The sequence below is a fragment of the Caballeronia sp. LP006 genome, assembly GCF_031450995.1.
Classification (GTDB): domain Bacteria; phylum Pseudomonadota; class Gammaproteobacteria; order Burkholderiales; family Burkholderiaceae; genus Caballeronia.
Window position 1 is genome coordinate 50,401 of sequence record NZ_JARTVW010000006.1, and the last position, 12,242, is coordinate 62,642.

Annotated in this window: 13 protein-coding genes; 6 read left to right on the forward strand and 7 right to left on the reverse strand. The window is 62.3% G+C overall.

The window, feature by feature from the left end; translation table 11 throughout:
- Positions 1-87: 87 nt before the first annotated feature.
- The gene (locus P9250_RS30735; protein ID WP_310397030.1) at positions 88-978 is read right to left on the reverse strand and encodes a LysR family transcriptional regulator; all 891 of its coding nucleotides are present in this window, start codon (positions 976-978) and stop codon (positions 88-90) included.
- A gap of 99 nt (positions 979-1,077) precedes the next feature.
- Here P9250_RS30735 and P9250_RS30740 point away from each other — a divergent pair, with 99 nt between their 5' ends.
- Genes P9250_RS30740 through P9250_RS30760 form a run of 5 tightly spaced genes read left to right on the forward strand, consistent with a single transcriptional unit; the run spans position 1,078 to position 6,769 of the window.
- Positions 1,078-1,971: a CoA ester lyase gene (locus P9250_RS30740; protein ID WP_310397031.1), complete on the forward strand. Its 894-nt coding sequence runs from the start codon at positions 1,078-1,080 to the stop codon at positions 1,969-1,971.
- Between the two features lie 21 nt (positions 1,972-1,992).
- Positions 1,993-3,183: a CoA transferase gene (locus tag P9250_RS30745; protein WP_310397033.1), complete on the forward strand. Its 1,191-nt coding sequence runs from the start codon at positions 1,993-1,995 to the stop codon at positions 3,181-3,183.
- A 40-nt stretch (positions 3,184-3,223) separates the two neighbouring features.
- Positions 3,224-4,033, forward strand: a complete 810-nt coding sequence (locus P9250_RS30750) for an amidohydrolase family protein (RefSeq protein ID WP_310397035.1) — start codon at positions 3,224-3,226, stop codon at positions 4,031-4,033.
- Positions 4,034-4,055: 22 nt separating this feature from the next.
- The gene (locus P9250_RS30755) at positions 4,056-5,423 is read left to right on the forward strand and encodes a TIGR00366 family protein (RefSeq protein ID WP_310397037.1); all 1,368 of its coding nucleotides are present in this window, start codon (positions 4,056-4,058) and stop codon (positions 5,421-5,423) included.
- A 14-nt stretch (positions 5,424-5,437) separates the two neighbouring features.
- Positions 5,438-6,769, forward strand: coding sequence for a 2-hydroxycarboxylate transporter family protein (locus tag P9250_RS30760; protein WP_310397039.1), 1,332 nt, complete (start codon positions 5,438-5,440; stop codon positions 6,767-6,769).
- 532 nt (positions 6,770-7,301) lie between these two features.
- Here the strand turns inward: P9250_RS30760 and P9250_RS30765 are convergent.
- From P9250_RS30765 to bdcA, 4 genes are read right to left on the reverse strand one after another with little or no spacing between them, the layout of a single operon-like run.
- Complete coding sequence (locus P9250_RS30765) at positions 7,302-8,180, reverse strand: NAD(P)-dependent oxidoreductase (RefSeq protein WP_310397040.1); 879 nt, start codon at positions 8,178-8,180, stop codon at positions 7,302-7,304.
- A gap of 31 nt (positions 8,181-8,211) precedes the next feature.
- Entirely contained in the window at positions 8,212-9,231 is a 1,020-nt protein-coding gene (locus P9250_RS30770; RefSeq protein WP_310397041.1) for an alpha/beta fold hydrolase, read from the reverse strand.
- A gap of 10 nt (positions 9,232-9,241) precedes the next feature.
- Entirely contained in the window at positions 9,242-9,562 is a 321-nt protein-coding gene (locus P9250_RS30775; RefSeq protein WP_310397043.1) for an EthD family reductase, read from the reverse strand.
- A 16-nt stretch (positions 9,563-9,578) separates the two neighbouring features.
- Positions 9,579-10,307 carry an SDR family oxidoreductase gene (gene bdcA, locus P9250_RS30780; RefSeq protein ID WP_310397045.1) on the reverse strand — a complete coding sequence of 243 codons (729 nt, stop codon included), beginning with the start codon at positions 10,305-10,307 and terminating at the stop codon, positions 9,579-9,581.
- Positions 10,308-10,377: 70 nt separating this feature from the next.
- Between bdcA and P9250_RS30785 the strand changes: the two genes are divergently transcribed.
- Positions 10,378-10,977, forward strand: a complete 600-nt coding sequence (locus P9250_RS30785) for a TetR/AcrR family transcriptional regulator (protein ID WP_310397047.1) — start codon at positions 10,378-10,380, stop codon at positions 10,975-10,977.
- 143 nt (positions 10,978-11,120) lie between these two features.
- Here the strand turns inward: P9250_RS30785 and P9250_RS30790 are convergent, their stop codons facing one another.
- Positions 11,121-11,504, reverse strand: coding sequence for a hypothetical protein (locus tag P9250_RS30790; RefSeq protein ID WP_310397049.1), 384 nt, complete (start codon positions 11,502-11,504; stop codon positions 11,121-11,123).
- A gap of 14 nt (positions 11,505-11,518) precedes the next feature.
- On the reverse strand, positions 11,519-11,830 hold the full coding sequence (locus P9250_RS30795) for a hypothetical protein (RefSeq protein ID WP_310397052.1): 312 nt from the start codon (positions 11,828-11,830) through the stop codon (positions 11,519-11,521).
- Between the last annotated feature and the right edge of the window lie 412 nt (positions 11,831-12,242).

Genomic DNA, 12,242 nt, shown 5'->3' on the forward strand with positions numbered 1-12,242 from the left:
CGTGTGGCAATGGCCGGTGCCCTTCTGTGCCTGATGTAACAGCGTCTTGTTCGTCGCGCTCCCTGTGTCGGCCAAAACCTCGCTCAGCTATTCTTTTCTCACAAGGCTCGTCGCAACCGCCTCATCCGCGCATTGCCGCAAGCCCTGAATTAGGCGCGCCCGTGGCGATGCCCGTTGCCACACCATGCCGAACCGGCGCGGTTCCGTGCGAACCGGCAGTGCGAGCCGTGCGACGGAAAGCGCCGACGTCATCGGCGAGACGATATCCGGAACGAGCGACACGCCTAGGCCACGGTCCACCATCATCGCAATCGCCATCAGCGCATTCAGCTCGAACAGCTCGCGCGGCACGATGCGGGCTGCCCGCAGATACTGATCGGCCTGCTTGCCGCCGCCCAAGGTCCGGTCGTATCGGATGAACGGCTCACGCCGCAGCAGCTCGTGTGAATCTTCCTGAGCAAAGCGCGCAGGCGCGAGCAAGACGAGCGGTTCTTCGCGCAGCAGATGCCAGTCGTACGCCTTCGGCAGCGCAAACGACGGGTGCAGACAGATGGCGACATCGAGATCGCCACGATGCAGCGTGTCATACAGTTCCATCGACGTGCCCGCGCGAATCAGCACCTTCGCACGCGGAAAGCCGCGCGCAAAGTTCGCGAGCACATCGGGCAACAGGCTCAACAACGCCGTGGTGATCGTGCCGATGCGCAGTTCGCCCGCCGCCTCGCCTTCCAGCGCGTGCGCTTTCAGATCGGCGAAATCCGCGACGAGTCCGCGCGCCCGCTCGATGAGCCGATGCCCCGCTTCCGTCGGCGTCACCGTGCGCCCCGAGCGCACGAACAGCGTCACGCCGAGTTCCCGCTCCAGCGCCGACATCTGCTGCGCAATCGCCGCGGGCGTCACGCCGACTCGCCGCGCGGCCTCCGCCATCGAGCCGGTATCGACGACCAGCAGCAGATTGGCCAGAAATGCCGTATCCACTGGATAGATTTCCTTTGGTTTGAAGATAGACGCAGATAGTTTATCTAAAACGTCGGCGCTCATACACTCCGAGTCATGTCGAAGAAGTTCGGGAGACACATGAGAAGCAAGCTGTTCGTACCGGCATCGCGCCCGGAACTATTCGCTAAGGCGCTCGCCAGCGCCGCCGACGCCCTTTCATTCGATCTCGAAGACGCCGTCGCGCCCGAGCGCAAGCCGCAGGCGCGCACCGACCTACGCGCGTTGCTCGAAACCAGCGAAGCGCTCGCCAGCACGAAGACGCTGATCGTGCGGGTCAACGCGCTCGACACACCGCATTTCGCCGCCGATATCGACGCCGTCGCGCGCAACGGCGTGTCGCTCGTCAATCTGCCGAAACCGGAAACGCCGGATGACGTGCGCGCGGCCGCAGCCGCACTCGAAGCCGCCGAACGCGCGAACGGCGTCGGCGCGCCGATCGGCTTGCTCCTGAACATCGAATCGCCGCGCGCGTTGCGCATGGCAGCGGAACTCGCGGGCGCGCATCCGCGCGTCGCGGGTCTGCAACTGGGACTCGGCGATCTGTTCGAGCCGCTCGGCATCGCGCGACGCGAAACGTCGGCGATTCAACAGGCGATGTTCGCGTTGCGTGTTGCAGCGGGCGAAGCCGGCGTGTTCGCCTACGACACCGCGTTCGCCAACATCGAGAACGCTGACGGCTTTCGCGCCGAAGCAGAGATGGCGCGCGCGTTGGGTTTCGTCGGCAAAAGCTGCATTCATCCGAGCCAGATCGCGATTGCAAACGACGTATTCCGTCCATCCGACGACGACATCGCGCATGCCGTGCGCGTGGTCGTCGCCGCGCGCGATGCGGACACGGAAGGCATCGGCGCTTATGTCGTCGATGGCCGCATGATCGACCCGCCTTTCGTCGAGCGCGCGCGCGTGCTGGTGAACGAGGCAGCGCGGCTCGAACTGCTTTCGCCCGACCAACGCACGTCGCTCGCGCTGTAAAGCCAACAAGGAGAATCATTCATGGAACACAACGTTGGACGCGGCGGGCCGCTCTCCGGCGTGCGCGTGCTCGATCTGAGCGCGTATATCGCCGGTCCGTACGGCTGCACGCTGCTCGCCGACCAGGGCGCCGAAGTCATCAAGATCGAACCGCCCACGGGCGACAACCTGCGCAAATATCCTTCGACACTCGAAGCAGAAAGCCGCGCGTTTCTCGGCGTGAATCGCGGCAAGCGCGGACTCGTACTCGATCTGAAGCAACGCGAAGCGCTCGACGTGCTGCTCTCGCTCGTCAAACAGGCCGACGTGCTCGTGCACAACTTCCGCCCGAGCGTGCCGGCGCGGCTCGGCATTGCCTATGAGCAGTTGCGCGAGATCAATCCGCGTCTGATCTATTGCGCGGTGACGGGCTACGGCGAAACGGGACCGAACAAGGACAAGGCCGGTTACGACCAGGTGCTCCAGACGATGACGGGCATGTGCACGCTGCAAGGCCCGAGCGAAGGTCCGCCCGAAGTGCTGTACGGCTCGGTCGTCGATTACTACGCGGCCGCATTAGTTGCATCGGGTGTGTCGTCGGCGTTGTTCGCGCGCGAGAAGAGCGGCGAAGGACAGTACGTCGGCGTGTCACTGCTGCGCAGCGCGCTGACGATGCAATCGGCCCGCATGATCTGGGCGGACAGCGAACCGAAAGACGTCGGTCGCGACATGCGTTCGGGCGGCATCACGGGCATTCATCCGACGCGCGAAGGCTATCTGTATCTGTCCGCGAATACACCACATTTCTGGAAGTCGCTGTGCGAACTCACTGGCCTCGACGCCCTCGCCACCGATGAGCGCTACGACACCGTGCGCAAGCGCGCGATACATCGCGACGAGATTGTGCCGCTGTTGCACACGGCGCTTGCGCAACGCTCCGCGCTGGAATGGGAAGCGCTGTTCGGCGATGCTGTTCCGTGCGCCGCCGCGCGAAGTGTCGAAGACATGTTCGACGATCCGCAAGTGCTCGCCGAAGACATGGTCGCGCGCTTCGACTATCCGGGCGTGGGCGCGTATCGCGGAATCAAGCATCCGGTGCGCTTCGGTGGAACACCGCTGCCCGAGCCGTTCGCCGCGCCCGCGTTCGGCGAGCACAGCGTAGCGCTGCTGCGCGAAGCGGGTTGGAGCAACGCGGAGATCGACGGATTACGCGCGACACGCGCCGTGCTGTGACAAACGTTCGCTCGTTAATAAAACACGGAGACACATCGCGATGAAATGCGATTCCCATATTCACATCTACGACCGTGCGTTTCTCGAGCAAACCGACACACCCGGTTTCGTCGAGAACGCCGATGTCGCCGCGTATCGCAAGGTGCAGGCGCGCATCGGCACGCAGCGTGTGGTGATCGTCACGCCGCGCATTTACGGCACGGATAACGCCGTGATCGTCGATGCCATCCGTCAGTTCGGCATCGACAACGCGCGCGGCATCGCGGTGCTGCATCCCGATGTGACGGATGCGGAACTGGACACGTTGAATCAAGGCGGCATTCGCGGCATCCGCTTCACGCTCTATACGGCAAAGAACGCTGCCGTCGGCTTCGAAATGGTCGAGCCGCTCGCGCATCGCATCGCCGAACTCGGCTGGCATGTTCAGCTGCATTGGACCGCCGAGCAAGTCGTCGAACATCGCGCGATGTTGCAGCGTCTGCCGTGCACGATGGTTTTCGATCATCGTGCGCGTCTTCCGTTGCAACAGGGCGTGAATCACGAGGCATTCGCCATCGCGCGCGAACTCGCCGATGCGGGCCGCGCGTGGATCAAGCTATCAGGTCCGTATCTCGACTCGGCGGACGGACTTGCAGGCCAATACCCGGACATCACGCCGATGGCGCGCGCGTGGGTCGATGCCGTGCCCGACCGGCTCGTGTGGGGCAGCGACTGGCCGCACGTGACGGAGAAGCACAAGCCCGACGACCTGATGTTGCTCGATCTGCTGTCCGACTGGGCGCAGGACGAAGCCACACGCGACAGGATTCTCGCGACCAATCCCGCCACGCTCTACGGCTTCGCGAACTGAAAAATATAAACAGGAGACACGCATGAAACCCACCGCCGCGCCATCGACGTCCGCGCGCAAAACGAGCTTCACAGAAGCCACCATCCGTCTGTTCGAGCGCACGATTCCCGATCCCTTCGTGCTCGCGATAATGATCACGGCCATCGTCGGCGCGTTGTCCGCGATCTTCGCGCCGCACGCGACGCTGCCGAAGATGATTTCCGGCTGGTACAAAGGCTTCTTCGACATCTTCACGTTCGCGTTCCAGATCACGCTCGTGCTCGTCACGGGTCACGCGTTTGCGCACGCGCCGCCCGTGCAGCGCCTGTTCAAGATGCTCGTGTCGATCGCGCGCACGCCGGCGCAGGCGGGCACGCTGACCTTCGTGCTGGTCGCCGTGACGTCGTTCTTCAACTGGGGCATGGGCCTCGTGGTGGCGGCGTTGCTGGCGCGTGAAGTCGCAAAGCGCATGCGTGTCGATTTCGCGTGGATCGTCGCGGCGGGCTTCTCGGGCTGGGTCGTGTGGGCGAGCGGCATTTCAAGTTCGATCGCGCTCGCGCAATCGACGCCCAGCAGTTCGATGAACGTCGTCCAAAAGCTGACGGGCGCGGTGCTGCCCTTCGGCGAAACGGTTTTCACGCGCTTCAATCTTGTGCCCACGCTCGTCATGCTCGTCGCGATGCCGTTCGTGCTCGCCTGGCTGCGTCCGCGTGACGGCGATGCCGTGCCGCTCGATACCGACAAACATCCCGACGAACCGATCCGCAAAAAACCCGAAGGCAAGCTGAATTTCGCACGTAAGGTCGAGCATTCGTGGATAGGCAGCGCGTTCATCGGCGCGGTGGGCATCGGTCTGATCGTGCTGACGCAGTTTCAGCACATCGCGTTTTCCGGCGTGAACTCGGTGATCTTCGTGATGTTCATCGCGGGCGTGATCCTGCACGGCTATCCGCTCGCGTATGCGGACGCGGTCAAGAACGCCGCGAAGCAGACAGGTCCGATGATGCTTCAGTACCCGCTCTACGGCGGGATCATGGGGATGATGGACGCAACGGGTCTGCCCGATGTGATCTCGCACTTCTTCATCGCGATTTCGAATGCGCACACGCTGCCCTTCTGGAGCTACGTGTGTTCGCTGATCGTAACGTTCTTCATTCCGAGCGGCGGCGGTCATTGGGCCGTGCAGGGTCCGTTCGTCGTGCCCGCTGCGGTCGCGCTGCACGCTTCCGTTCCCGCGACGACGATGGCCGTCGCGATGGGCGAGCAGGTCTCGAACATGATGCAACCGTTCTGGGCCGCGCCCGTCGTCGCGATGGCGGGTATCGGTGTGCAGCGGGTACTCGGTTTTACGGCCATGACCTTCGCCGTCGGTCTGATCGTGTATGGCGCGGCGCTGCTGATTTTCGTATAAGGGGAGACAGCACTATGGAGACAACGACGCATCAGGCACACGGCGAGAGCGCCGGCCTGAAAGAACGCTGGTGGCGCGTGTTCGATCTTCGTGTCGGCGCCCTGCCGCTGCCCGTCTATCTGCTTCTGGTCGCCGTGCTTGGATTGATGACAGCGCACGGCAAGCTCGCGGCGGACCTGCCGACGGGCATCGCACTCGTGGCCGTCGGCGGCTTCACCTGCGCCGAACTCGCGAAGCGCATTCCGTGGATCCGGCATATCGGCGCGACCTCGATCTTCGCGGCCTTCATCCCGTCGATGCTGGTCTACTACAAGCTGATGCCCGAGCCGATCGCCAAAGCGGTGACGACCTTCACGAAGCAATCGAATTTTCTGTACCTGTTCATCGCGGCGATCATCGTCGGCAGTGTGCTGAGCATGGACCGGCAGACGCTCGTCAAAGGCTTCGTGCGCATCTTCGTGCCCGTTGCGGCGGGCTCAATCGCCGCCGCGTGCGTCGGCACGGCCGTCGGCACCTTGCTAGGCCTCGATATCAGGCACGCGCTGTTCATGGTCGTCGTGCCCATCATGGCGGGCGGCGTCGGCGAAGGCGCATTGCCGCTGTCGGCCGGATATGCGCAGATTCTCGGCGTCGAACAGGGGCCGCTCTTCGCGCAGGTGCTGTCGGCCGTGATGCTCGGCAATATCGTGGCAATCTGCTGCGCGGGCTTGCTGAGCTATCTCGGCGCGCGCCGGCCGCATCTCACGGGCAATGGGCGGCTGACCGTTACCGAAGGCGACGACGATGTGACGGGCGCGAACCCGCTTTCGTTCGAATTCGATGTCAGTTCGGTTGCCGCAGCAGGCGCGACGGCCATCGCGCTTTATCTGGTCGGTGTGTTGAGCCATCAATATTTCGACTGGCCCGCGCCCGTCGTGATGCTCGTGATGGTCGTCGCGGCGCAGTTCTTTCAGATCGTGTCGCCGCGCGTGCGAGGCGGCGCGCGTTTCATGTACGGCTTTTTTTCGACGGCTGTCACCTACCCGTTGATGTTCGCGATCAGCGTCGCCATGACGCCGTGGGGCGAGATCGTCACGGCGTTCCATTGGGTCAACATCGTGACGGCCGTTTCGACAGTGCTCACGCTCGTTGCGACGGGCTTTCTGGTCGCGCGCTGGACGGGCATGTATCCCGTCGAAGCGGCGATCGTCAACGCCACCCACAGCGGCCTTGGCGGTACAGGCGACGTGGCCATTCTGACCGCCGCGAACCGCATGGAACTGATGCCGTTCGCGCAGATCGCGACGCGCATCGGCGGTGCAATCACGGTCATGCTCGCGCTTGCGGCCTTCGCGTGGCTGCGCTGAGCGATCAAGGCTTCCTTTGCGCTAGACACTCGCGCGCAGGACACTGTGCTCCTCCAAGGTTTGAGCGCTGAGCACAATCTTGCGGTTTCCGAGTGGGACGATGTGATCGTTGGTTGACGGTAGTCGCCATCGTCCGTCCGGTATGAAGGTGTTACGGCCGTCCCGATGACGCTGTACTCCTTCTCGCGAATGACCGGAAGTGGCCGTGTGCTGCCCGACGCGTCAGGCACATCTCGAACCATCTGAGGCATCCCCCGATTCAATCGATCGGCCAGTTCCAGACTCTCAACGGACAATCGCAAACCTTCAGCGCTCACAAGCTATACGGCAGCGAGTGCATGAATCTGGCTACCCGCTTGGCGAGCATCCTCTCGCGACGCATCAGGAGGGTTCGGTGAATCGCCCGCAGTGTTTCCGCTGGTTGCGAAACACCAAAATCCAGTGTGTTTTCCACCGACCCGTTGCTACGTCGTTTATTGGATTTTTTTCACCTACCTGACGCACTCGTTCTGCCCATTGTCGAGTTCGACTCCTACAAACACGGGCCGCTTGAGCGTGCTGGCGCGTTCGGCCCAATCGTCAAAGTGGCCATAGCCGACCAGTCCCGGTCGCCCATGCCAGCTTCGACAGTCTCGGCCATCCGGTCGTGAACGGCCGTGAGCATCGGCAACGATCTGCCGGCCTGTTCGGCTGCTTCGGCGGCGAGACGAAGATCCTTCAAGCCAAGTGAGGCCTTGAAGCCTGGCTCGTATTGACCCGCGGCGATGTTCGCCGAATAGACCTGATACGAACGGCAGCCGAACAGTGTGTTCAGGATCAGATCAAAGAACTGATCCCGAGAAAGTCCATTGGCTTCGGTCAACACGACAGCTTCTGCCATCGCCTCGATTGCCATCGTGATCATCATGTTGCAGGCGATCTTTGCTGCATTCGCTGCCGGCGCATCAGCGCCCATGTCCCAGACGCGTTTGCTGACGACGTCGAGCATGGGCCGGACCTTCGTCAACGCATGCGGCGCGCCGGCGGCCAGCACGTTAAGTTCGCCCTTGGCGGCCACATCGGGACGGCCAAGCACGGGAGCCGACACATAATCGATACCCGCTGCTTCGTGTAACGCTACAAGTTCGCGCGCGAAGGCCACGGAAATCGTCGACATGACAACATGCACGAGCCCCGGCTTCGCCTGCTTTAGCACGCCAGGTTCGAGCAGGACCGAGCGGATCACGCTGTCGTCGGACAGCATCGTGAGCACGGCGTCGCTCTGAAATACATCGACGGGCGACGCCACCATCGTCACGCCTTCATCCGACCCACCCGAACGGTTCCACGCTCTAACCGTATGCCCCGCTTGCGCGAGATTGCGAGCCATCGCCCGGCCCATTGCGCCGAGGCCAATCATTCCGATATCCATCGCATTTCCCCTTTTGACTGTGGATGCAACCTCAGAGCACAACATCTTCACGCGCCGCTTCCGTCCTCAGCCTGAGCCATTCGAGCACCGGCACCAGAGCGTCGTCGGAGTTCATTTCGTAGATCAGGCCGTGCCCATTGCCGCGCACGTCGTGGTCAGCAAGATCCATCAACTCGGCCGATGCGCCGCACGCGTTGAGAAATGCGGCGGTCGGTGGGCTGGCGGCGGCGAACTCGGACGCCTCGGCTGTCACGATCAGAATAGGCAAGTCATCCAGCGCGGGCAGTGCGTACGTGCCGGGTGTCGCGTTGCGCAAGTCATCAGGGCTCGCTGCAGGCGGCTCGAAACTCAGCGGCGCGGCGGTGGGACCCCAGCGCATAGGCCCGATGTTGGGGATCTCGGCGAACGGAGGACCCATTGGCTCGATAGCAGCGATGGCCTTGACGAGATGAGGACGGCGGTCGGCTATGAGCCAGCCATCCGGACCGGACGCGGAATGCGTGATCAGGATCGCGGGCCCAATGCGGTCGAGCAACTCCGCGGTACGATCCGCGTCCATGGTTTCGGACGCTTCGAGGTCGGCCGGCAGCGGACCGTAGCCCGCGATGAACTCATCGATGGCCGACTCCTCGTCCGATGCAAATGGCCATTGCGTATGACGCGGGTCGTCTCCGGCGAAATAAATATGCCGCCCCCCTTCGTACGAAAACGGCGGTCCCATGGTCCCCATGACATCGACGTGATACGGCGAGCGCCCGTGCCCGGGCCGGTCAACGACCAGCACTGCATAGCCCGCTTCTACCAGCCGCTGCGCCCAGCCGGGACGCCCGTCTGGCGTGTCGAACCACTCGGTGCCCTGGAAACCGCCACCATGCATGAGAACGATCGGCCATTGACGTGTGACCTGTTCCGGTGCTTCCCATTCCACGTACATCGGTCCGCGCTGATATGTCTTGTCACCGAGGCTCACGCGTTCGCCTGGAATCCAGAAGTGGGCACGCCGAACGGTCCGCGAGCGAGTGGTCGTCCAGGGCGCAAATAGTTGAGTCATCAAGATCTCCTTAGAGCGAAACGGCACGCGCTCGTTGGGGCGCAATATCGGTGAATCGGAGCACGTCGGCCATGACAGCAGATGCTTCGGGCGAGCTGAAAGCCGCATCGACGGCACCCTGATCGCGGAATCTGCATTGGCAGATGGCCAGCGTTCCGGTCTGCCGGCCCGCAGGGAAAAAGGCAGTCACCTCTTCCAGGCCGTACTGGGACCAGCTAGTCATCACGAGAGGCAAGTGACGTTCAACGTACCAGGTGCGATCAAAGCGGGCGCCCGCTGATCCTGAATAGGTCACGTAGACCGTAACGGACGTTTCACTTTCACGTGTCATAGGGTTCTCCTGAATTTCATGCGCCAAAACCTCCGTCGATGGTGTGCATCGCGCCCGTGATGCCACGTGCGGGCGGCGAAGCGAGATACAGCACGAGACTCGCCACTTCTTCCGCGGTGCCGTGCCTGTGAATTGCCATCTCGTCGTGCATTTGCTGGGCGAGCGGGCCATCGGCTGGATTCATATCCGTATCGGTAGGTCCTGGCTGCACGACGTTGACCGTGATGCCGCGCGGACCGAAATCGCGGGCAAGTCCTCTCGCCAGTCCTTGCAAGGCAGACTTGCTCATGCCGTATGCGGTGATGCCGGCAAATGGCATGGTGTCGCCATGTACGGATCCGATTGCGATGATCCGTCCGCCGTTAATCATCTGGCGCGCAGCCTCGACCGAGCCGTGATATGCGCCGCGCACGTTGACGTCGATGAGCCGGTCAACCGCGTCCGGGTCGAGCGTCAGTGGGTCGCCTCCCCCGAGAAGCCCCGCGTTGTAGACGAAAACATCCAGCTCCCCTGCCTCACGAACGGATGCAAGGAGCCGGTCGCGATCCGCCGCATCGGCCTGGACGGCCACCGAGCCGGTTGACGCAGCGAGTGCTTCGGCTGCGCCGCGCGATCCCGCGTACGTGAAACGGACTGTCGCGCCGGCTGCGGCAAACGACGTCACGATCGCTGCTCCGATGCCTCGGCTGCCGCCCACGACCATGACCGATTTGCCACGAAACGGGGACCCGTCTGGAACCGTCATCACGCTCTCCTTGAATTAAATTAGTGGTCACTATATATTTATCAAAACGACGATGCAATGGATTTTTATAGTGACCACTACTTTAATTGCAGATACAAAGCCGGGCCGTGGCCGGCCTCGGGCGTTCGACCCTGAAGCGGCATTGGATGTCGGGCAGCGCTTGTTCCATGCAGCGGGCTACGATGGTGTCGGATTGAGCGCGCTGACAGTCGCGCTTGGCATCAAACCCCCCAGCTTTTATATGGCGTTTGGCAGCAAGGCGGCGTTCTTTGAGCGCGTCCTGGAGCGGTATGCGCGCACTGAAATTGCACTGGCGGATGTGCTGCAGGCGGGGCGGCCTCCGGCCGAAGCGCTCGCAGACCTGCTTGAGCGTGCAGCCCGGACCTATGCCCGCGATCCTGAGCGCCCGGGGTGCCTGGTACTGGAAGCGGCGCGCGGTAACGGTGAAAGCGAGAGCGCGGTGATGGCGCGCCGGACCGCGGAAGGCAGGCGTGCGCAGGTTAGAGTCTTTGTCGCTGCAACCCATCCGGAGGTCGCCGACGTGGTGACGGACTTTATATCGACGGTCATGTCGGGGATGTCTGCGAGTGCGCGCGAGGGCATGGGCGAATCGAGGCTCCTCGGGGTTTCTCGTGTCGCGGCGGAGAGCGTCGGCATTCTGCTTCGTTAACCGAATACGAAGTCTGGCTCGTGGGGCAGCTCCGGCTGCGCTTCAATTCTGTGCAAAGGAAGCATGCAATGGGGCCATTCGCTCACAGCGACTGGCCATAATCAGTTTGCAGGCGGTCGATTAAGAAAAGAGGGGTGAACGACTCAAACTGGCCGGTTTCCGACCCACGTCGAGCTAGCGCTCCCGTTTCGCGGCAAACTGTCGGAAGCAACCGGACCCCACCTCAAATCCCTTCTAGTTTGCGCGAACGGTTTAACCGTCATGGCGTGCTTTTCCAACGTTGGAAGTTGGCTGACAATAAGACAGCGTAAAAAGCGGCTCGTCGCGATCTTCCAAGCTTTTACGTCATCGTCGTCTATCCAGCTCGCTGCGAGTTCGCACGCCGCTCGTACGGCTGCACCAACCACGTCGATCACCGCCGGCGCGATACGCTGGACGTACGCACGCAGTGCGGTGAAGTCCTTGGCGGTATAGCCCCGCTCAAAAGTGAGCTTTTCCGGGGCGCGGGGCTTCGAGGCATCAAGCATCGCGCTCTGCCTCATCATCGCCTCTGCCGCGCTAGGCGCGCGCGGTAAATCGCGAACATCGGCGGCACGAGCGCTGGCAGGCCAAGTCGCGTCAAGGTCGTATGGGCTTGCCGCATGAACACCTCGCGCCACGTCCCGCAGAAAATCTCGAACGCCAGCCGCGCCTTCCGCAACTGGCCGGCGAGCCACACGTCTTCAAACTGCTCACCCCACAGCGCCTGCTGTACAAGCGTGACGGCACCGCATTCTGCAATGAAGTCCAGCACAGGCGAGAACCGCTGGTCCTCCACGATCGCACTACCGTAGCTTTGAGCCAGCGCGGTCAAGACCGCAAGCTCCACGCCGCTTGGCCGAACTGGTAAAGGTGGTGTAGCAGCTAGATCGGGAAAGCGACGTACTTGCCGCACGACGCCACAGCGTCACGCTGTCATCAAGCTGGAGGACCGTTCGAGCGATCTCTTTGTCCGAAAAGCCGTCGTTGCCTTGTGTCACCTGGCGCTAGCCTCTCGGGTAACTGATAAAAGCCCAATTCTACCCTCTAACGTTATCTCGATAAGACTGAGGTATCGGGCTTGGATAATTGATAGATTTCCACGATCAAAATCTTGCGACGACACCAGCAGCGGAGATTTTTTTGAATCGCTTCTGCTCGAGCTTGCAATTTCCTAATCCTTTTTTCGATGTTTGAGAGGGTCGTCATTTTCTCCCCTTAGGTCGACTGACGTTCCGCAATATGCC

Bases quoted from the DNA above. Each gene is read 5' to 3' on its own strand.
- P9250_RS30740 (WP_310397031.1), top strand. From the start codon at position 1,078: ATGAGAAGCAAGCTGTTCGTACCGGCATCGCGCCCGGAACTATTCGCT.
- P9250_RS30745 (WP_310397033.1), top strand. From the start codon at position 1,993: ATGGAACACAACGTTGGACGCGGCGGGCCGCTCTCCGGCGTGCGCGTG.
- P9250_RS30750 (WP_310397035.1), top strand. From the start codon at position 3,224: ATGAAATGCGATTCCCATATTCACATCTACGACCGTGCGTTTCTCGAG.
- P9250_RS30755 (WP_310397037.1), top strand. From the start codon at position 4,056: ATGAAACCCACCGCCGCGCCATCGACGTCCGCGCGCAAAACGAGCTTC.
- P9250_RS30760 (WP_310397039.1), top strand. From the start codon at position 5,438: ATGGAGACAACGACGCATCAGGCACACGGCGAGAGCGCCGGCCTGAAA.
- P9250_RS30765 (WP_310397040.1), bottom strand. From the start codon at position 8,180: ATGGATATCGGAATGATTGGCCTCGGCGCAATGGGCCGGGCGATGGCT.
- P9250_RS30770 (WP_310397041.1), bottom strand. From the start codon at position 9,231: ATGACTCAACTATTTGCGCCCTGGACGACCACTCGCTCGCGGACCGTT.
- P9250_RS30775 (WP_310397043.1), bottom strand. From the start codon at position 9,562: ATGACACGTGAAAGTGAAACGTCCGTTACGGTCTACGTGACCTATTCA.
- bdcA (WP_310397045.1), bottom strand. From the start codon at position 10,307: ATGACGGTTCCAGACGGGTCCCCGTTTCGTGGCAAATCGGTCATGGTC.
- P9250_RS30790 (WP_310397049.1), bottom strand. From the start codon at position 11,504: ATGCTTGATGCCTCGAAGCCCCGCGCCCCGGAAAAGCTCACTTTTGAG.